The sequence below is a fragment of the Sphingobium sp. genome, from assembly GCF_048594625.1.
GTDB lineage: Bacteria > Pseudomonadota > Alphaproteobacteria > Sphingomonadales > Sphingomonadaceae > Sphingobium.
The window spans coordinates 18331-36169 of sequence record NZ_JBMDWL010000056.1; the positions used below are offsets into that span (position 1 = coordinate 18331).

The following is a 17839-nucleotide window of genomic DNA, read 5'->3' on the forward strand; positions in this document are numbered from 1 at the left end:
TTCACTCCCCTGTTTTCGTGCGCGGCGGCTGGTGCGGCGCCACGCCTTCGTTCGTCATCACCACTGGACGGATGCTGCCGTCCGCTTCGAAATAGAGCCGGTCCAGCGCCACCTGTCGATGTTCGCCGACATCGTCGCCGATCGGGCGGCGATGATAGGCGATATACCAGTCGTCCGTCCCCGGAATGTTCAGCACCGAATGATGCCCCGCCCCGCGCGCGATATGGAAATCCTGCGCCAATATCCGGCCCCGCGGCGTGAAGGGACCGGTGGCGCTCGGCCCGGTGGCATAGGCGACGGCATAGTCCGGGCCGGTCCAGCCCCCTTCGGACCACATGAAATAGTAAGTGCCCTTGCGCTTGATGACGAAGCTGCCCTCGACATAGCCGGGCTGGGTGATTTCTTTGAATGTCGTGCCGTCATCGAACGGCACCACGGACTTCAGGTCCGCGCCCAGTTTCACGACATTACAATGTTTCCAACCGCCATAGTAAAGATAGACCTGCCCGTCATCGTCGCGGAACACGAACGGGTCGATCGGCTGCGCGCCATTGTGGAACCGGTCGATCAGCGGCCTGCCGATGGCGTCGCGGAACGGGCCGCCGGGATGGTCGCTCACCGCCACGCCGATGCCGCCGACCTCACCGTCGGACTGAATGTCGTTGGCGCTGAAGAACATATAGTAACGCCCACCCTGTTCGATGACCGTCGGCGCCCAGATCGCCTTATAGGCCCAAGGGATGGTAGCCACGTCCAGCACATGGGGGTGCTTTTTCCAGTGGACCAGATCGGGCGAGGAAAAGGCGTTGAAGAAGGTCTGGTAGAGATAGGATGGGCGGATCGAACTCGCCTTACGCGCCTTCTCCTGCTTTGGCGTGAAGCGCTGCGTCAGGTCGGGCGCGCCGTCATGGGCGCTATAGGTGGGATAAATCCAGTATTGCCCGTCGAACGCCCGGATTTCCGGATCGGCATAATAGCCCGGCAGGACGGGATTGCCTGCCATAGCGACGGCGGGCAGCAATCCCGCTCCCACCAGCGTCAGCCATGCCATGCGACCCAATTTCATATCTTCCCCCAATCAAAAATTGGAGGTGGGCGCGTGCAGACGCCCACCCCCGGACGGTGCGACCCGATCAGAAATTATAGGTCACGCCGACATAGGCACGGCGTCCGGCATAGACGTTCGAATAGAAACGTTCGGTCGTATCATCACCCAGATGCTGCCGCTGTTCCGATTTGGTCAGGTTGATGATCGACGCCGTCAACGACAGCTTGTCGTTGATATTATAGGACGCGTTCAGGTCGACCTGCTCATAGGGATCGTCATAGATGTTGAGGCCCGACGAAATGCCGCGCACCACCTTGCCACGGCGGTTATAGGATGCGCGGATCAGGAATCTGTCGGTTTCCCAGAATATCGATCCGTTGAACTGCGTCTTCGCGCTGCCGACCAGCGGCGATTGCCCCACCGTCTGTCCATCCAGCGCGATGTCCGCGACCGACGTGTCGTTATAGGTAAAGTTCACCTGCGCGCCGAGGCCGAACGGCAACGTGTGCTGGGCATAAAGTTCGATACCCTGCGACCTGGCCTTCGACCCGTTCGCCTGGGTCGCATATTGCTGCACCAGCACGGTTTCGCCCGCGACCGACTGTTCCAGATCCAGCATCAGCGGCACGATGAAGTCCGACACATCCTTGCGGAACAGGGTGGCGCCCAGCACCGAACCCTGATGGAAATACCATTCCACGCCCAGATCATATTGCCATGCCGAAAACGGCTTCAGGTCGAAATTGCCGCCATTGCCGAACCATCCGGCCATCGCGCCGAACTGCGCCCGGTCATATACGAACGCGTCCGAATTATAGGTCAGCGAACGCGCACCGGCCAGGTCGTTATAGCCGGGCCGTGCGATCACCTTCGACACCGCGCCGCGCAGCACGATGTCGGGCCGCACCTCCCACGAAATGTTGAAGCTCGGCAGGAAATCGGTGTAGCTTTTCGCTTCGTTCACCGCACTGAACACGCGCCGTTCGCGCTGGTTCTGCGGGATGACAAGGCAGTTGCCGTCCGCGCCCTGCGGCGGCGGAGAGAAGGGACCGCCCGGCCCGTTCACGCAATAATCATCCTGATAATAAAGCGTGTCGGTGGATCGCCCGGTCTGCTTGGTGTTGACGACGCGCAGGCCCAGATTGCCGCGCACCGTGTCGGTCTTGAAATTCACCTGCGCATAGCCCGCCCAGATTTTTTCCCGGATGCGATAGAGATTCTGGTCCTCTTCCACCCGGACGGAATCGCCATAGGTGTTATCCAGATAATTCAGGTAATTGCCGAAATTGATGCCGGGGAAGGAACTGGCGGTAAAGCCGCCGGGGATATTGCCCATCGGCTTGTCATAGAAAAATTCCGGCAGCGCCACCGCCCCGCCCGGCGTGTCCTGAAACCGCAATTCGGTCGCGGGATCGGCATACCATTCGGCGCGGCCGATCTTGCGGTTCACCCGCCCGTCGCGCCATTTCGCCCCGACCTGCACCGAATCGATGAAGCTGTCGAACGACCGGGTCAGGTCGACCTGTGCATATTTCTGCTCGATCATGCTGTTGGTGTAGCTGCCACCGGTCGACCCGACATCGATCTGGGCGATGCCGTTCATGATATTTTGCTGCAATTCGGGTGAGAACTGCATGTCGACGGAGCCGTTCTTGAACGCCCAGTCGCTGACCAGATTGCCGTTGATATTTTGGGTCGCGGTGGTCAGGCGCGGTTTGGCTGCCACGCTGAAGCGCATGGACGGGCCACCGGTCGCTCGCGTCTTGCCCGCGACGAAGGTCGCCTTGAACCGGTCATGTTCATATTCGCCGCCAAAATCGAACGTGTTCGACACCACCTTTTCGCGGCTATACTGTCCCGACAGTTGCGGCGTTTCCATGGTGCAGGGCGTGGGCTGGGCCGAACAGCCGGTGCCCGCCGCCGGAACCGCGAAATTCGCGCCGGTCAGCACGGTGCCGCTTTTGTCGAACGTGCCGCCGGTGAAGAAATTGCGGTATCCCCATTCCGGGATTTTCAGCACGTTCGACGTGAAATTATTGTTGATCTGGAATCGGAAGAAATTGGCCGTCAGCGTCAGTTCCTCAATCGGCTTCCACTGGGCCGTCGCCTGAATGCCAAGGCGCTTGCGCTGCTGGTCCTGAATCGATTCTTCCACCGATTGCGGCGCCCAATAACCCGAATAGCGGGTGCCGCCCTGTGTGGTGGAACCGGTATTTTCCGACCAGTAACTGATCGCGTCGTCATTGGCATAGGGGTTGCCGTTGACGTCGGTCGCCGGTTCATTGGCCTTGTCATAGGTCCACCACGACCATGAACGCGCATTGCCCGACAGGGTGCGGTTGCGCCGTTCCTGGTACGTCGCGCCGACCAATATGCCGAACGTCTCGTCCGGGTTGCGCCAGCTCAGCTGCCCCGCAATCTGCGGCTCGAACTTCTTCGACACGTCGGCATAGACGCCCTCGGCCGACACGAAGCCGCTCCACGGGTCCAGCTCCAGCGGGCGACGGGTGCGCAGGATCACGGTGCCGCCCACGCCGCCTTCGTCCAGCCGCGCTTCGGGCGATTTGAACGTTTCGACCGCCGAAATCATGTTCGCGGGCAGCAGCGTATAGTTGAACGACCGCGATGGATCGCCGCTGTCCGCCGACGCGATGAAATTGCCGTTCAGCTGGGTCAGGGTCAGGTCGGAGCTGAGGCCCCGGATGCTGACCTTCGACCCTTCGCCGCCGTCGCGTTCGATGATCACGCCCGGCACGCGTTGCAGGGAGTCGGCGACATTCTTGTCGGGGAATTTGCCTATGTCCTCGGCCGTTATGACATCGACAAAGGCATTGGCTTCGCGCTTCTGGCGCAGCGCCGCCTCGATCGACTGGCGGTATCCGGTGACGACGATGGTGCCGTCCGCGGCGGGTGCATCCTGCGGAACGGCGGCCGATGGCTGCTGCGCCGTCACGGCGGCGGGCATCTGCGCATCCTGCGCCTGCGCGGCGCTCGCCATGCCGATGGCACTGGCCGACATCAGCAGCGCGCACGCGACACGGGCGCGCCCCGAACGCAGGGAAATATCCTCACATCCAATATTCATTTCAGCACCCTCCCAGGGCCATTCGTGGCGGTTTCCGCGCTTGTCGATTTTTTATGGATCAGGGGATCGATGCGGCCAGTATCCGCCCGGCCATCCCTGCCCGCTACCACTATCTGATTAAACAAAGCAATTTGTCAATTAAATTAAGACGCGGCCGTGATACGGACTGGCCACACCCCGTTAAGGCACGGTCCGACCCGGCTGGATCGGGCCGTGCCTCAACCTTTCTGCTGACCGCATTTCGCGCGCCATCCCTTTTGCCGGATGACCCCAAAATGCTCCATTCCTCTTTCACTTTCCATAGGTTGAGAAACAGAAGCTGCTGCCATCAGCTTCGAAAATGCGCTACGGCATGGCATCCCATAGCGGCGCAGCGATCTTCGCCAGATCCTCGGCCTTCGCCTTGGACTGCGCCCGGTCGTAGGTAAGGAGGCCGTTGATTTCGTCCTCCACATCGCTGGTCTGGGTATAGACGGCGGCGGACAGGCCATGCAGCTTCGCCTGCCGCACCACCTCCTCCATCTTTACGCGATAGCGGCTCAGATAATCGCCATCGCCGCCCGCCACCTGATAACTCCACAGCGTCTTGCCCGGCTTCCACAAATGGCCCTTCACCGGCAGGCCGACGCCGCCATATTCGCCCAGCACGATGGCGCGATCGGCATGGCGGGCGGGGACATTGGGCTTGTCTTCATAGGTGTGGATGTCGAACACATCCGACACGCCGGGCGCCACATCCATCCATCCGCTATTGGCGTTGACCAGTCGGCTGGGGTCCATCCCCTTGACATATTTCGACAAAGTGGCGCTGTCGAACTGGCCCCATCCTTCATTATTGACCACCCACAGCACGATGGAAGGGAAAGCGCGCAGCGCCCCCACCATGCGCCCCAGTTCATCGACATGATCGGCCATGGTGGATGACGGGAATATCGCCTGCCCCTGACTGGTCCCGGCGACGAACTGGTCTTCTCCGCCACCCGACGGCATGTCCTGCCAGATCATCATGCCCAGCCGGTCGGCGTCATAATAATATCGCGCCGGTTCGACCTTGATATGTTTGCGGACCATGTTGAACCCCGCCTTCATCAGGAAGACGAGGTCGCTCTTCATCGCCTCTTCCGACGGTGGGGTCAGCAACCCGTCGGGCCACCATCCCTGATCCAGCGTGCCATTGTGGAAAAGCGGTTTGTTGTTCAGCAGCAGCACCGGCTGCCCCCGCACCGGTCCCTGCCCCACCGAAATCTTGCGCATCGCGAAATAGCTGTCCACGCTGTCACGCACCGCGCCTTCGGGCTGGGCTGCGGCATAACGCTGCGTTTCCGCCAGCGTGAAGCGCGCGTCATAGGCCTTGCGGTCGCGTTCGGGCTGCCCGGCATAGGGATCGCGCACGCTGATCAGTTCGGCCTTCAGGTCATAAAGGAACGGATCGTCCGGCGACCAGTGATGCGCATCGGGTATCGCCAGCGTCGCATGGCGATTGCCGCGCAGGATCGTGCTGGCGATCACCTTCCCCTTGCTGCTGGCGGTCAGGCGCACGGCGTCGGTGTCGCCCGCCCAGTTACTGAGCGCCACGTCCACTTCCACCACGCCCCGGTCGATGTCGGCGGTGGCGCGCACGTCCGCGATATGCAGTTTCGGCACCGGTTCGATCCACACCGTCTGCCATATCCCGCTCGACGCGGTGTACCATATGCCGCTGGGATCCAGCGACTGCTTGCCGCGCGGCTGGGTGCCGGCCGATGTCGGATCGGCTACCTGCACCATCACTTCATTGTCGCCCGGTTTCAGATAGTCGGTGATGTCGAAACCGAACGGATCGGACCCGCCCTTATGCCCGCCCACCGGCGCGCCGTTCACCATCACCTGCGACGCATAGTCGACCGCGCCGAAATTCAGCATGATCCGCTGTCCCGCCCAGTTGGCGGGTATGGTGAAGCTGCGCCTGTACCACAGCCGCTGGTCGGGGGTCAGTTTGCGCGCCACCCGCGACAGGCGCGATTCCACCGGGAACGGCACCAATATCTGCCCGTCCATCTTCTGCGGCCGGGCAACGGCGGGCGCGGTGATGGCATAATCCCACAGGCCATTGAGGTTGCGCCATTCGCGCCGCTGCAATTGCGGGCGGGGATAGCTTTGCCACACATTGTCGGGCGTCACGCCCTTGCCCCATCGGGTCACCAGATCGCTGGTATAGGTGGCGTCACCCCTCGCCTGTTGCCCCTGCGCCAGCGCGACAGGCGCGGCGGCGATGGACAGGGCCAGCAAGGCCGGACCGAAAAAGCGCATCCTCATTTCCCCTTTTTATGATCGTTGGATTTCTGATTGTCTGACATGGACGGCGCGGTCGCCGACGGTGCGCTGCCCCACTTCACATTGGGCTTCGGCCCCATGACGAAGGCGATTTTCGCTCCGTCCTGTATGTCGGCATGGCGGAACCACGGCTTGTCCCATGGCCGCCCGTTCAGCGTCATCGACTGAATGTAGATATTGGCGGCGCTGTTATTCTTCGCGCTGATCTCCAGCGTCCTGCCGCCACCCATGTCCAGCGCGACATGATCGAAAACCGGGCTGCCGATCATATAGACGTCGCTGGACGGATCGACGGGATAGAAGCCCATGGCGTTCATCACATACCAGGATGATGTCGCGCCCTGATCGTCCATGCCCGCATAGCCGTACCCGGCCGCATCGCTGCCATACATGTCGTCCAGGATGCGGCGGACCAGCGCCTGCGTCTTCCACGGCTGGCCCGACCAGTCATAATAGTATGGCGCCTGCTGGTCGGGCTGGTTGCCATGCACATATTGACCGATCAGGCCCGTGCAATCGCGGCATATCCCCTTGGGCGTATAGGGCGTGGTGAAAAACCGGTCGAGCTTCGCATTGAACGCGTCCCGCCCGCCCAGCAGCGTGATCAGCCCCTTCACATCATGCGGGGCCAGCCACAGCGTCGACCATCCCGACGCTTCCTTCATCATGAAATTATAATAGGGTTCCTGCGGGTCGAACGGCGCGATCCACTTCCCGTCCGCCGTCCGCCCGCGAATGAAGCCGGTCCCCCTGTCGAAGACATGGGCATAGTTTCCGGCCCGCCGCAAAAAGCGCCGCTGATCCTCCGCCTTCCCCAGCCGCCCGGCATAATCGGCCAGCGCATGGTCGTCCCACGCATATTCCATCGTGGTCGCCGCGCCCGCCTTGCCCCCGGCATAGGGCGGGCTGGGATTTTCGTCCGGCACGATGTCGGCGATCCAACCATTGCGGTCATATTCGGTCAGATAATCGCGCGGCCCTTTCGGATCGGTGGCGTTCTTGCGCAGATACTCCCACACTCCGGCATAATCGAAATCGACCCCGCGCTTCCACGCGCCCAGATACAGGAACACCGCATTGTCGCCATGGAAGGAGGTGTTCATATACCCCTTTTCCTGCGCCATTTCATATTCGGACTGCATGATGTCGCGCACGACATCCGGCTCCATCAGCGTCAGCAGGACGATCTGGTTGCGCCCCGTGTCCCAGAAAGGCACCGGCCCATACCGGTCATGGGTCGCCACCTGCACCTTGCCATTGCTGTCGGTGAAGCTCTCCCCCTTCTGCGCGATCAGGCGCGGACTGGCGAAGGACTGGAACAGCGTGGAATAGAACATCCGCCGCTGTTTTTCCGTCCCCCCGCGCACCTGCACGCGGCCGAGCAGCCTGTCCCACACGCCCCGCGCCTTTTCATGGACGGCGGCAAAATCCCAGTCGGGCAATTCCTGCCGCAGGCGCTGCGTCGCCTGTTCATAGCTGGTGCCATGCGCCATGCGCACCAGCACCCTGTCCCCCGCCTTCGTCGGATAGGTGACATAGGCCCCGGCATAGGCGCCCTCGATTCTGCTCTCCCCCGGCGCGACATGCTTGTCGCCTATGCCCCATCCCTTCGCATCGCCCGGCGCCTTGCTGAACATGCCATGGGCCGTGAAGGGCCGGGAAAATTCGGCGACGAAATAACGGCCGTCGATCGATTCCCGCCCCTTCGACACGCCACGGATGGTGTGGTCGTCCACAATCTCCACCGTCCCGCCATGGCCGGGCAGGTTCAGCAATATGTTCGACCGGGCGCTCTGCGGAAAGGTGAATTGCATCAGGCTGGCCCAGCGCGTGCCGGTCAGGTCCACCTGCGTCTGGAACGTGTCGAGATAGACCGAATAGCGACCGGGCGACGCCACCTCCCGCTTCTTGTCATACCAGGCCTGGCTATAGGCGGGCGGCACCGAAAAATCGCCCACCACCGGCATGATGATCGGTTCGGCATTGCCGCCATAGGTCTGCCCCCCGCCGCCGGTAAAGCCGATCATCGTGGGATTGGGATAATGATAGGGCGTCGGCACGCCATTGGGGTATGTTAGCGCGATATTATTATTGACCGGCGCGGTTTCGACCGACGCATGGGGCAATCGCGCGCCCGGCGACGTCTGCCCGGAATAGGCCGGCTCGCCCGGCGGCGGCGCATTGCCGATCAGATCCTGCCGGTCGAGCGGCGCGGTGCCGACCAGCGGGTTGGCAAGGTCCACGCCCCGCTCCACCCCCGCCTGTGTTCCGTCCGGCGCGGAAGATTGCGTATTCGCCACGACGCCGCCCGCCGCTGCAACCTGCGTCGCCACACCTCGCGCCACGCCGCCATTGGCCGCAGCATTCTGCATCGCCACGCCCTGCACCACGGCACCACCCGGCGCCGCGCCCCGCATCGCCATGCCGCGCACCACGGCACCACCGGTCGCTGTACCCTGCATCGCCACGCCATCCGCCAAGACGCCGGCCGCCACGCCTTGCCCCATGACCAGCTGCGATGCCGACAGCAGCAGGCCGGTCGCGCAGGCCATGCGCACCATCCGGCGCGATCGCGATTGATGACGGTTATGCCCCATATGCCGACAGCCTCTCCTCTGCGCGGAACGGTCTGATGCCGCCCTCACTGACGGAGGCAATTTATTAAATCAATTTGCTTTGTCAATTAGGAAGCAGACGCGCCCGCCCGGCCAGCGGCACGCCATTGCCCACTCCGCACGATTGTCACTTTCGCCGTCAGCATGGCTGATCGCCGCTCACGAAAAAGCCGCGCAAAACCCCCATTTTGCGCGGCTGTTCGTGCGTCGGAAAGGGCGGATCAGTTCGCTTTGGAAAGGTCCACCTTTTCCACCCATTCGGGATAGAAAGTCGGCTCCCGATTCGACCAGCCGACCGCCGTCGCCGCCGCTTCGCTGATCGACTGAAGCAGCGCCCGACGCTTTTCGGGATGGAGGTGCGGCAGGCTGGCCGCCGCGCAGAAAGCGCCCGGCAACCATGGCCGCGCGCCTGCACCCAGCAACCGTTCGTACAGGAAGCGATAGGCCGAAAAGCTGCTGAGGCGATCCTGCCCCAGGTCGAAAGCCGATACGGTGACCAGCGGCGCCATGAACGGCTCCACTTGTTCCAGACCGCTGTCGTCGGGTACGCGCGCCTTGATCTCGTCCAGCCGCCCGTAAATGCGCGCCTGCGCCCGGATCGACGCTTCCTCCACCATATCGCGCGACCATAGCTTCATCGCGTCGCGGCGATGCAGCCCGATGTCCAGCGATCTGCGGATATAGCGTTGCGTGGCAGACGGGAAGCTGGCGAATTCACGCAGTTCCGCCAGGGTGATGGCCCCATCCGCCGGTCTTGCACTCGTACCCATGTTCATGCCCTCCGACTTTAAGTCGCAGAGTGGAACATGCGCCCTCTATGGTTACTGAAGGCTTAAGCGCCTGTTCCACCGCTATTCACAACGGACCAGATTTGGTTGTGCGGTGCAACATGTAATTTTGATGACTGCGACAAAGCGTTGACGCAGCAACAGCCTGGGGACGCCGCGGGCGGATCAGGCGACGACCGGCATCGTTTCCAGCAACCATGTCAGCGCTTCGTCGGCCTCGGTAAAGATGCGCAGATAATCCTGCGTCATTTCACGCCGGACCTGCATCTTTGCGATGACGCTGGGCGTCACGATGGCGATGCGCGACGCACGGGGGAACAGCCCATCGCCCAGATGTTCGCGAAATGCGGCGACGGCCTCCTGCGGCTGCACCGCGCTTCCGCTCATGTCCATGCGCAGCAGATAGCCGGGCGAAAATCCTTCCTGCACGAACCGCGCCTTGCATTCGCGCGCATAGGCCGCGACGCCTTTGCTGCTGAACTGCCCGTGCCAGGCGATGTCCAGCAGGTTGATGTCGTGCCGAAAATGGATGTCGTACATGAAAGCCCTCCGCGGGGGCCTTCATGCCGCATCGATATTACCGAAAGATTATTGACGGGACAAAGCGTTACAGGCCGCAAGGAGCCAGCGCTGCCAACCAGAAGCCCGAAGCCATCACCCCTGCGGATGCCGCTCCAGCACCGCGCCCACCATGGCGCGCCACACCGCCACGTCACCCGCCTGCGCCATCTGCGCATCGGGTTCGCGCAGCGTATGCAAAATGGCATAGGCGTCGTCGACATGGTCGGGCCAGGCCGCGTCCACCGCCCCGGCAGCATGGGGATCGCTCCCGCCGCCGTTCAGGCTCAGATGCCGGCCGGCCAGTACGCGGGCGATACGTTCGATGGCGGGGGTGGCGGAAGTCGGCATGGATGTCTTGCTCCTCGATTCAAAACCGGGCGGCCTGTTGGCTCTGCACCCGTAACGATAACATATCGCCCGTCGCGCGGCTATCGATCCTCGCTGCCGCGCAACCCGCTGTCATAACCGGACGACGGCACCGGCCCGCCATCATCATCGGGTTTCTGCGTCGACGGCGGATCGGATGCATCCATCGAATCCTTCAGGCTCTGGTCGCGCTTTTCCTCGTCGCTCTTGCGGGACTTGTCGTCCGTCATCGTCTCTCTCCTGATCTGTACAGCATCAACGGGCGGCCTATGGGCGCGGTTCCCGAATATGCCCGTCACGCGCCCTGCTTCGACAAACGTCACCGCCAGTTCGACCAGCAGCGGCGGGCGATGCAGACTTTTGGCGCAGGCAGGATTAGACAGGCAGAATGAACGATCTTCCCGAAGATGGCGACCGCGGCGTAGCGCCGTCGATCGCCCTCTATTCCATCCTTGGCTTCTGGTTCCTCTACACCGCCATCGTGACCCTGCGCGCCATCGTCGTGGGCTTCGACGCGCAATGGGAAATGGCCGCCCGCCGCATGGTGGTGTCGGTCATCGGCATCATCGTGACCTGGATACTCTATCTGGTGCTGCGCCGGGTGGATGGCAAACCGGTGTCGGTACGGATCATGTCCGCCTTCACGCTGGCCGCGCCCTTCGCCTTGGCCATGGCGGCGGCCAATTATTACATCTTCAACGTCTATGATCCGATCAGCCTGTTTCCCGACGCGGAAATGAAGAAGAAGGCGATAGAGGAAGGTTATGTCCTCATCTCCATCGTCGAAGATGCGATGACCCGCTATTTCTTTCTGGCGGCATGGGCCGGGCTGTACCTCGCCCTGTCCTACGCCAGCGAAGCGCATCGCACCGAACGGCGCGCCGCCCGGCTGGAACGCGCCGCGCAACAGGCCGAACTGCGCTCGCTGCGTTATCAGGTGAACCCGCATTTCCTGTTCAACACGCTCAACTCCCTGTCCACGCTCGTCATGCGCAACAGACCGGATGAAGCGGAACAGATGATCATGTCGCTTTCCAACTTCTACCGCACCAGCCTGACCGGCGACCCGCTGGACGATGTCCCGCTGGAAGAGGAAGTGCATCTCCAGAAACTCTATCTGGACATCGAATCGGTGCGTTTCCCCGATCGGCTGGCCACGATCATCGACATTCCTCCCGCCCTGATGAACGCCTGCGTCCCTGGCCTGATCCTGCAACCGCTGGTCGAAAACGCGATCAAATATGGCGTATCGCGCACTTCCAGCCCGGTCACGATCACCATCACCGCGCGGGAGGATGGCGACCTGCTGCACATCGCGGTCAGCGACGATGGCGACAATCCGCCCGGCGATGCGGACGCGGGCAGCGGCATCGGCCTTGCCAATGTGCGCGACCGGCTGAACGCCCGTTTTGGAGATCAGGGGCGCATCGCCTATGGTCCGCGGGAGGGTGAGGGCTTTTCGGTCTTGCTGACCCTGCCCATCATTCGCCGGGGGTGCTGAAAAACCATGTCCATCCGCACCATGATCGTCGATGACGAACCGCTGGCGGTCGAACGGCTCCAGATGCTGTGCGCGCGTGAACCGCGCATCGCGCTGGTCGGCACCGCGACCGACGGCGAAGCGGCGCTGCGCCTGATAGAGGGGCTGAAACCCGATCTCGTCCTGCTCGACATCGCCATGCCGCTGCTGGATGGCATCGGCGTCGCGCGCGCCGTCGGCCGCATGGGCATCCGCCCGGCGGTGATCTTCGTCACCGCGTTCGAAGGTTTCGCGGTGGAGGCGTTCGACCTTGCCGCCGTCGATTATATGCTGAAACCCGTGGCGCACGACCGGCTGACCCGCGCCATCGACCGGGTCGAAACAGCGCTGCGCCATGCGCCCGGCGACGCCGCGCCCGCCATCGCCAGCACCCCGTCACCCGAATGGGCGGAGGAATTCTGGGTGCCCCACCGGTCCGAACTGATCCGCATCGCCACCGACCAGATCGACCGGATAGAGGCGGAGCGTGACTATATGCGCCTGCATGTGGGATCGCACAGCTATCTGCTGCACCAGACGATCAGCAGTCTGGAAGAACGGCTGGACCCGCAACAGTTCGTCCGCCTGCACCGCAGCCACATCGTGCGGCGGGACCATATCGCCCGCCTGCGCCACGACGGCAGCGGTGTCTGGTTCGCGGCATTGGCCGACGGCGGCGAAATCCGCATCGGCCGCACCTTCCTCGCCAACGCGCGGGCGATGACGGGGCGGTGAACGGTCGAACGCAGGCGGTTTGAAATTCAGTTCAGGTGGAGCCGAGAAGCGTGATTTTGGAGCACCGGAGCGCAGCGTACTCCATGTACGCGAGCACCGGAGCGCAGAAAAGCGCGCTTCGCAGGCCCGCATGGGCTGAATTTCAAACCGCCTGCCCCGCCGCGACGCCGCTGGCCCATGCCCACTGGAAAGTATAGCCGCCCAGCCAGCCGGTGACATCCACCGCCTCGCCAATGGCATAAAGGCCCGGCACCTTGTTCGCCTCCATCGTCCGCGACGACAGCCCCGCCGTGGCGATGCCGCCCACCGTCACTTCCGCCTTGGCATAGCCTTCCGTCCCCGACGGCATGAACGCCCAGTCGTTGAGGCGCGCGCCGACCTGCCGCAGCAGCTTGTCGGTCAGGGAGCCCATCTCGCCCTGCACCGCGATCCGTTCCAGCAGCGCGTCGGCCAGCCGCTCGGTCAGCGCCTGCGCCAATACACGGCGCAGGCTGGTGCGGGGCCGGTCCCGCTTTTCGTCCAGCAGCCATTCGACCGGCCGGTCCGGCAGGAAATTGACGTTGATCGCCGTGCGGTGCTGCCAATAGGAACTGATCTGGAGCATCGCCGGGCCGGACAGGCCGCGATGGGTGAACAGCGCCGCCTCCCGAAAGCGGGTCTTGTTCCATCGCACCTCGACATCGGTCGACACGCCCGACAGCGACTGGAACAGCGCTTCTTCCGGTCCCAGCGTAAAGGGCACCAGCGCCGGGCGCGGCTGCACCACCGACAGGCCGAACTGCCGCGCGACATCATAGGCAAAGCCGGTCGCCCCCATCTTGGGAATGGACGGCCCGCCGGTTGCCAGCACGATGGACGGCGCGCGATGCTCCGTCCCGCCCACGCGCACCCGGTACAGCCCGTCGCCATGATCGATGCCGGTCACCCCCTGCCCCAGGGCAAAGGTCACGCCGCCCGTCGCGCATTCCTCTTCCAGCATCGCGACGATCTGCCGCGCCGATCCGTCGCAGAACAGCTGCCCCAGCGTCTTTTCATGCCAGGCGATGCCATAACGGTCGACCAGCGCGATGAAATCCTGCGCGGTGTAGCGGCCCAGCGCCGATTTGGCGAAATGGGGATTGCCCGACAGATAACGATCCGCGGCGGTATGGATATTGGTGAAATTGCACCGCCCACCCCCGGAAATCAGGATTTTCTTGCCCACCGCATTGGCATGATCGATCACCAGCACGCGCCGCCCGCGCTGCCCCGCGATCGCCGCGCACATCATCCCCGCCGCGCCCGCACCCAGCACGATGGCATCATGATCGGCCATCAACGCCCCCGCTTCATGCGCACCAGCGCTTCGTCCAGCGCCGACAGGAAACGCGACCGGTCCACCTTCGAAAAGGGCGGTGGCCCGCCGATGGGATCGCCCACCGCCCCGGCGCGCAGGTCCGCCATGATGGCGCGTGTGGCCACCGCCGCGCCGATGGAACTGGACGTAAAGGGCTTGCCGTTGGGCGCGATCACCACCGCCCCCGCCTTCAGGCAGCGGTCGGCCAGCAATATGTCGGCGGTGATGCAGATGCTGGCACCATCGGCCCGTTCCGCGATCCAGTCGTCCGCGGCATCAAACCCGTCGCTCACCACCACCCGGTCCAGCAGGGGATGGGCGGGGATGCGGATGGGGCTGTTGCTCACGATCGTCACGGGCACCTCGTGCCGCCATGCGACCTTATACACCTCATCCTTCACGGGGCAGGCATCGGCATCGACCAATATCTTCATGGGGAGCCGCGATAGGCGGCCGGGCGCGATCAGGCCAGCTTATTTCATATGAGGCCAAAGCCTGCCTTCACCCCGCGACGATCCTGTCCTACATGGTTCGGCATGAGCGCGCCCCTCTATAACAAGGACATATTGCGGCTGGCCACGGCCATCCCGCATCACCACCGTCTCGACCAGCCACAGGCCAGCGTCGAAAAACGGTCGCCCACCTGCGGTTCGCGGGTGACGGCGGACGCCATCATGGCGGACGGGCGGCTGGTCGAAATAGGGCTGGACGTAAAGGCCTGTGCCCTTGGTCAGGCGTCGGCGGCGCTGATGGCGGGCCATGCCATCGGCCTGACCGCCGGTGAACTGGCGGATGCCCGCGACCGGCTGACCGCCTATCTGTCCGGCGACAGCGACGATCTGGATTTCTGGCCCGGCCTTGGTGTGCTGGCCCCGGCGCGCGGCTATCCCGCGCGCCATGCATCGATCCGCCTCGGTTTCGAAGCGATCGCCGAAGCCGCCCGGCAGGCGGACGCCTGATGGCCACATACGCAAATCCGGCGCCCGCCGCCGTTGCCGCCATGCCGATCAGCGCGACCGACGTCCTCCTGTCCGAAGGCGTCATCCTGCTGGGCGCGGCGGTCCTGTTCGTCATGATCTTCCGCCGCTTCGGCCTTGGCGCGGTGCTGGGCTATCTCGTCGCGGGGGCGCTGGTCGGGCCGCAGGGCCTTGGTCTTGTCGGTGGCGCGGAATCGAAACTGGCCATTGCCGAAATCGGCATCGTCCTGCTGCTGTTCCTCGTCGGCCTCGAACTCCATCCCTCTCGCCTCTGGCGGCTGAAACGCGACATTTTCGCGCTTGGCGGTGCGCAGGTGGTGATCTGCGGCTGCATGCTGACGGCGATCATCTTCTACACCACCGGCTTTACATGGGGCGCGGCCATCGCGCTCGGCCTGCCGCTCGCCCTGTCCTCCACCGCGCAGGTGCTGCCCGGCCTCAAGAGCAGCGGCCGCATCAACTCGCCCTTTGGCGAAAAGGTATTTTCGATCCTGCTGTTTCAGGATCTGTCCATCGTCCCGCTCATCACCATCGTCGCGGCCCTGTCGCGCAATCCCGCCGATGCTGGCGGCCCGCCCGGATGGATGATGGCGGCCTATACCGTCGGGGCCATTGTGGGCCTCGTCCTGGCGGGGCGCTTCATCCTGCGCCCGCTGCTGGCGCTGGTCGGCCGCCTTGGGGAACGCGAACTGTTCGTCGCGGTGGGCCTCTTCACCGTGCTGGCGGCCGCCGCGCTGATGCACAGCCTGCACCTGTCGACTGCGCTGGGCGCTTTCGTTGCGGGCGTCATGCTCGCCGATTCGCCCTACCGGCATGAGATAGAGGCGGATGTCGAACCCTTCCGCTCCATCCTGCTTGGCCTCTTCTTCCTGGCCGTGGGCATGGTGCTGGACCTGCGCACCGTCATGGCGAACCCGCTGTTCGTCATCACCATGGCGGCGATCCTCGTCGTGACGAAGGCCGCGATCATCACCGGCCTCGCCCGCCTGTTCGGCATGAAATGGCAACCGGCGCTCGGTGCTGGCCTGCTGCTCAGTCAGGGCGGCGAATTCGGCTTCGTCCTGTTCGCGCAGGCGCAAAGCGCCCTGCTGATCGCGCCGCAGGCCGCCAGCCTGTTCAGTGCCATCGTCACCTTCTCCATGGCGACGACGCCGTTCCTGATGCTGTTCGCCCGCCGCTTCGAATTTGCCAGGCCCAAGGATCATGACGACCTGCCGGGGCCGGAGGATGCGCCGCGCGGTTCCGCCATCATCGTGGGCTATGGCCGTTTCGGCCAGACCGTGGCGCAGATGCTGATGGGCCATGGCTTTGGCGTGGTCCTGATCGACAAGAAGCCCGCTCAGATCGAGGTGTCGAGCCATTTCGACATGGACGTCTATTATGGCGACGGCACCCGCATCGACCTGCTCCACCGTGCGGGCGCGGACGAAGCGCGGCTGATCGCCTTCTGCATCGACGATCCCTCGCTCGATTCGCGGGTGCTGCACCCCATAGCGGAGGCCTTCCCGCAGGCTGCGCTGATGGTCCGCGCCTTCGACCGGCGGCAATTGCTGGAACTCAAGGACATGCACCTCGCCGGGGTGGTGCGCGAAGTCTATGAATCGGCGGTCTGCATGGGCGTTCAGGCGATGCAGGCGCTGGGCGTACCCGATGAAGAGGTCGAGGAAGTCGAGCGTCAATATCGCGAAAATGACGCGCAGCGGCTCGCGCTCCAGACCGAACATGGCAGCCTGCTCGCGGCGAAGGACTTAATGTTCCGCCCCGGCAACGCCATGCGATTGCTCAGCAGAGGGGATGGAGAAGAGGCATGATCGCGATACTGGCTTGCCTGTCGGCGGCGCTGGCCATCGGCGCGGGCGCGTTCGGCGCGCATGGGGTGACGGACCCGAAGGCCGCGGAATGGCTGCGCACCGGCGGCCTCTATCAGCTGATCCACGCCGTCGCGGCAATTGCGATCATGGGCGTCGCGCGGGGCGCCGCGGCGCTGATGCTGGGCGGCGGCGCGATCTTCGCCATCAGCCTCTACGTCATGGCGCTGGGTGGGCCGCGCTGGCTGGGCGCGGTGACGCCCATCGGCGGCACGCTGATGATCGCGGGCTGGCTGTGGGCGGCATGGGCATTCGCCCAGCGTTAGGGCATCTTGGATGCCATCCAGGCCGGACGAGGGATCGCAGGATGCGATTCCGTTCCGAACGGATCACCCCCCACCGCAACCTTGCCCCCGAACCCGCACACGCCTAGATTGGGACCATGGCCAACCACCACCATCATCACGAACCGACCGGCACCAAGCTGGCCGACGCCGCCCGCACCACGCTGGAGGCGCAGAATGAGCAATGGACGCCGATGCGCGCTGCCATTTTCGACGCGCTGGCCGCCGAAGAACGCCCGGCATCGGCCTATGACATCGCCGACACCGTGTCGCAGGCGCGCGGCAAGCGGGTCGCGCCCAACAGCGTCTATCGCATCCTCGACCTGTTCGTGGCGAACAACATC

At 63.7% G+C, this 17839-nt stretch carries 15 protein-coding genes and 1 pseudogene; 6 read left to right on the plus strand and 10 right to left on the minus strand.

Features of this window, described 5'->3' with window-relative positions:
• Position 1: 1 nt before the first annotated feature.
• The 8 genes from ACOJSJ_RS07050 to ACOJSJ_RS07085 form a co-directional block, all read right to left on the minus strand.
• Positions 2-1066, minus strand: coding sequence for a glycoside hydrolase family 43 protein (locus ACOJSJ_RS07050; RefSeq protein ID WP_420144279.1), 1065 nt, complete (start codon positions 1064-1066; stop codon positions 2-4).
• A gap of 67 nt (positions 1067-1133) precedes the next feature.
• A complete protein-coding gene (locus tag ACOJSJ_RS07055; protein WP_420144280.1) occupies positions 1134-4133 on the minus strand; it encodes a TonB-dependent receptor in 3000 nt (999 codons plus the stop codon).
• Positions 4134-4478: 345 nt separating this feature from the next.
• Complete coding sequence (locus ACOJSJ_RS07060; protein ID WP_420144281.1) at positions 4479-6422, minus strand: glycoside hydrolase family 2 protein; 1944 nt, start codon at positions 6420-6422, stop codon at positions 4479-4481.
• A 2-nt stretch (positions 6423-6424) separates the two neighbouring features.
• On the minus strand, positions 6425-9043 hold the full coding sequence (locus tag ACOJSJ_RS07065) for a GH92 family glycosyl hydrolase (RefSeq protein WP_420144282.1): 2619 nt from the start codon (positions 9041-9043) through the stop codon (positions 6425-6427).
• Positions 9044-9282: 239 nt separating this feature from the next.
• Positions 9283-9831 carry a hypothetical protein gene (locus ACOJSJ_RS07070; RefSeq protein ID WP_184265912.1) on the minus strand — a complete coding sequence of 183 codons (549 nt, stop codon included), beginning with the start codon at positions 9829-9831 and terminating at the stop codon, positions 9283-9285.
• A 183-nt stretch (positions 9832-10014) separates the two neighbouring features.
• Positions 10015-10389 (minus strand): STAS/SEC14 domain-containing protein, encoded by a 375-nt coding sequence (locus ACOJSJ_RS07075; RefSeq protein WP_420144283.1) that lies wholly within the window; start codon positions 10387-10389, stop codon positions 10015-10017.
• A 114-nt stretch (positions 10390-10503) separates the two neighbouring features.
• The gene (locus ACOJSJ_RS07080; RefSeq protein WP_420144284.1) at positions 10504-10758 is read right to left on the minus strand and encodes a hypothetical protein; all 255 of its coding nucleotides are present in this window, start codon (positions 10756-10758) and stop codon (positions 10504-10506) included.
• 80 nt (positions 10759-10838) lie between these two features.
• Positions 10839-11006, minus strand: coding sequence for a hypothetical protein (locus ACOJSJ_RS07085; RefSeq protein ID WP_420144285.1), 168 nt, complete (start codon positions 11004-11006; stop codon positions 10839-10841).
• Between the two features lie 158 nt (positions 11007-11164).
• Between ACOJSJ_RS07085 and ACOJSJ_RS07090 the strand changes: the two genes are divergently transcribed.
• Together ACOJSJ_RS07090 and ACOJSJ_RS07095 are read left to right on the plus strand one after the other, a co-directional pair.
• Positions 11165-12277, plus strand: a complete 1113-nt coding sequence (locus ACOJSJ_RS07090; protein WP_420144286.1) for a sensor histidine kinase — start codon at positions 11165-11167, stop codon at positions 12275-12277.
• 6 nt (positions 12278-12283) lie between these two features.
• A complete protein-coding gene (locus ACOJSJ_RS07095; protein WP_420144287.1) occupies positions 12284-13030 on the plus strand; it encodes a LytR/AlgR family response regulator transcription factor in 747 nt (248 codons plus the stop codon).
• A gap of 142 nt (positions 13031-13172) precedes the next feature.
• Here ACOJSJ_RS07095 and ACOJSJ_RS07100 read toward each other — a convergent pair whose 3' ends face one another.
• Together ACOJSJ_RS07100 and ACOJSJ_RS07105 are read right to left on the minus strand one after the other, a co-directional pair.
• Positions 13173-14345: an NAD(P)/FAD-dependent oxidoreductase gene (locus ACOJSJ_RS07100; protein WP_420144288.1), complete on the minus strand. Its 1173-nt coding sequence runs from the start codon at positions 14343-14345 to the stop codon at positions 13173-13175.
• A complete protein-coding gene (locus ACOJSJ_RS07105; RefSeq protein WP_420144289.1) occupies positions 14345-14800 on the minus strand; it encodes a YaiI/YqxD family protein in 456 nt (151 codons plus the stop codon). Before ACOJSJ_RS07105 ends, ACOJSJ_RS07100 begins: the two co-directional genes overlap by 1 nt.
• 102 nt (positions 14801-14902) lie before the next feature.
• Here ACOJSJ_RS07105 and ACOJSJ_RS07110 point away from each other — a divergent pair, with 102 nt between their 5' ends.
• The 4 genes and pseudogenes from ACOJSJ_RS07110 to ACOJSJ_RS07125 all read left to right on the plus strand — a co-directional run.
• Positions 14903-15325, plus strand: a complete 423-nt coding sequence (locus tag ACOJSJ_RS07110) for an iron-sulfur cluster assembly scaffold protein (protein ID WP_420144290.1) — start codon at positions 14903-14905, stop codon at positions 15323-15325.
• Complete coding sequence (locus tag ACOJSJ_RS07115; protein ID WP_420144291.1) at positions 15325-17154, plus strand: monovalent cation:proton antiporter-2 (CPA2) family protein; 1830 nt, start codon at positions 15325-15327, stop codon at positions 17152-17154. Before ACOJSJ_RS07110 ends, ACOJSJ_RS07115 begins: the two co-directional genes overlap by 1 nt.
• The gene (locus ACOJSJ_RS07120; protein WP_420144292.1) at positions 17151-17477 is read left to right on the plus strand and encodes a DUF423 domain-containing protein; all 327 of its coding nucleotides are present in this window, start codon (positions 17151-17153) and stop codon (positions 17475-17477) included. The genes ACOJSJ_RS07115 and ACOJSJ_RS07120 overlap by 4 nt, the downstream gene beginning before the upstream one ends.
• 116 nt (positions 17478-17593) lie before the next feature.
• Positions 17594-17839 (plus strand): annotated as a pseudogene (locus tag ACOJSJ_RS07125) (transcriptional repressor); the annotation flags it as partial.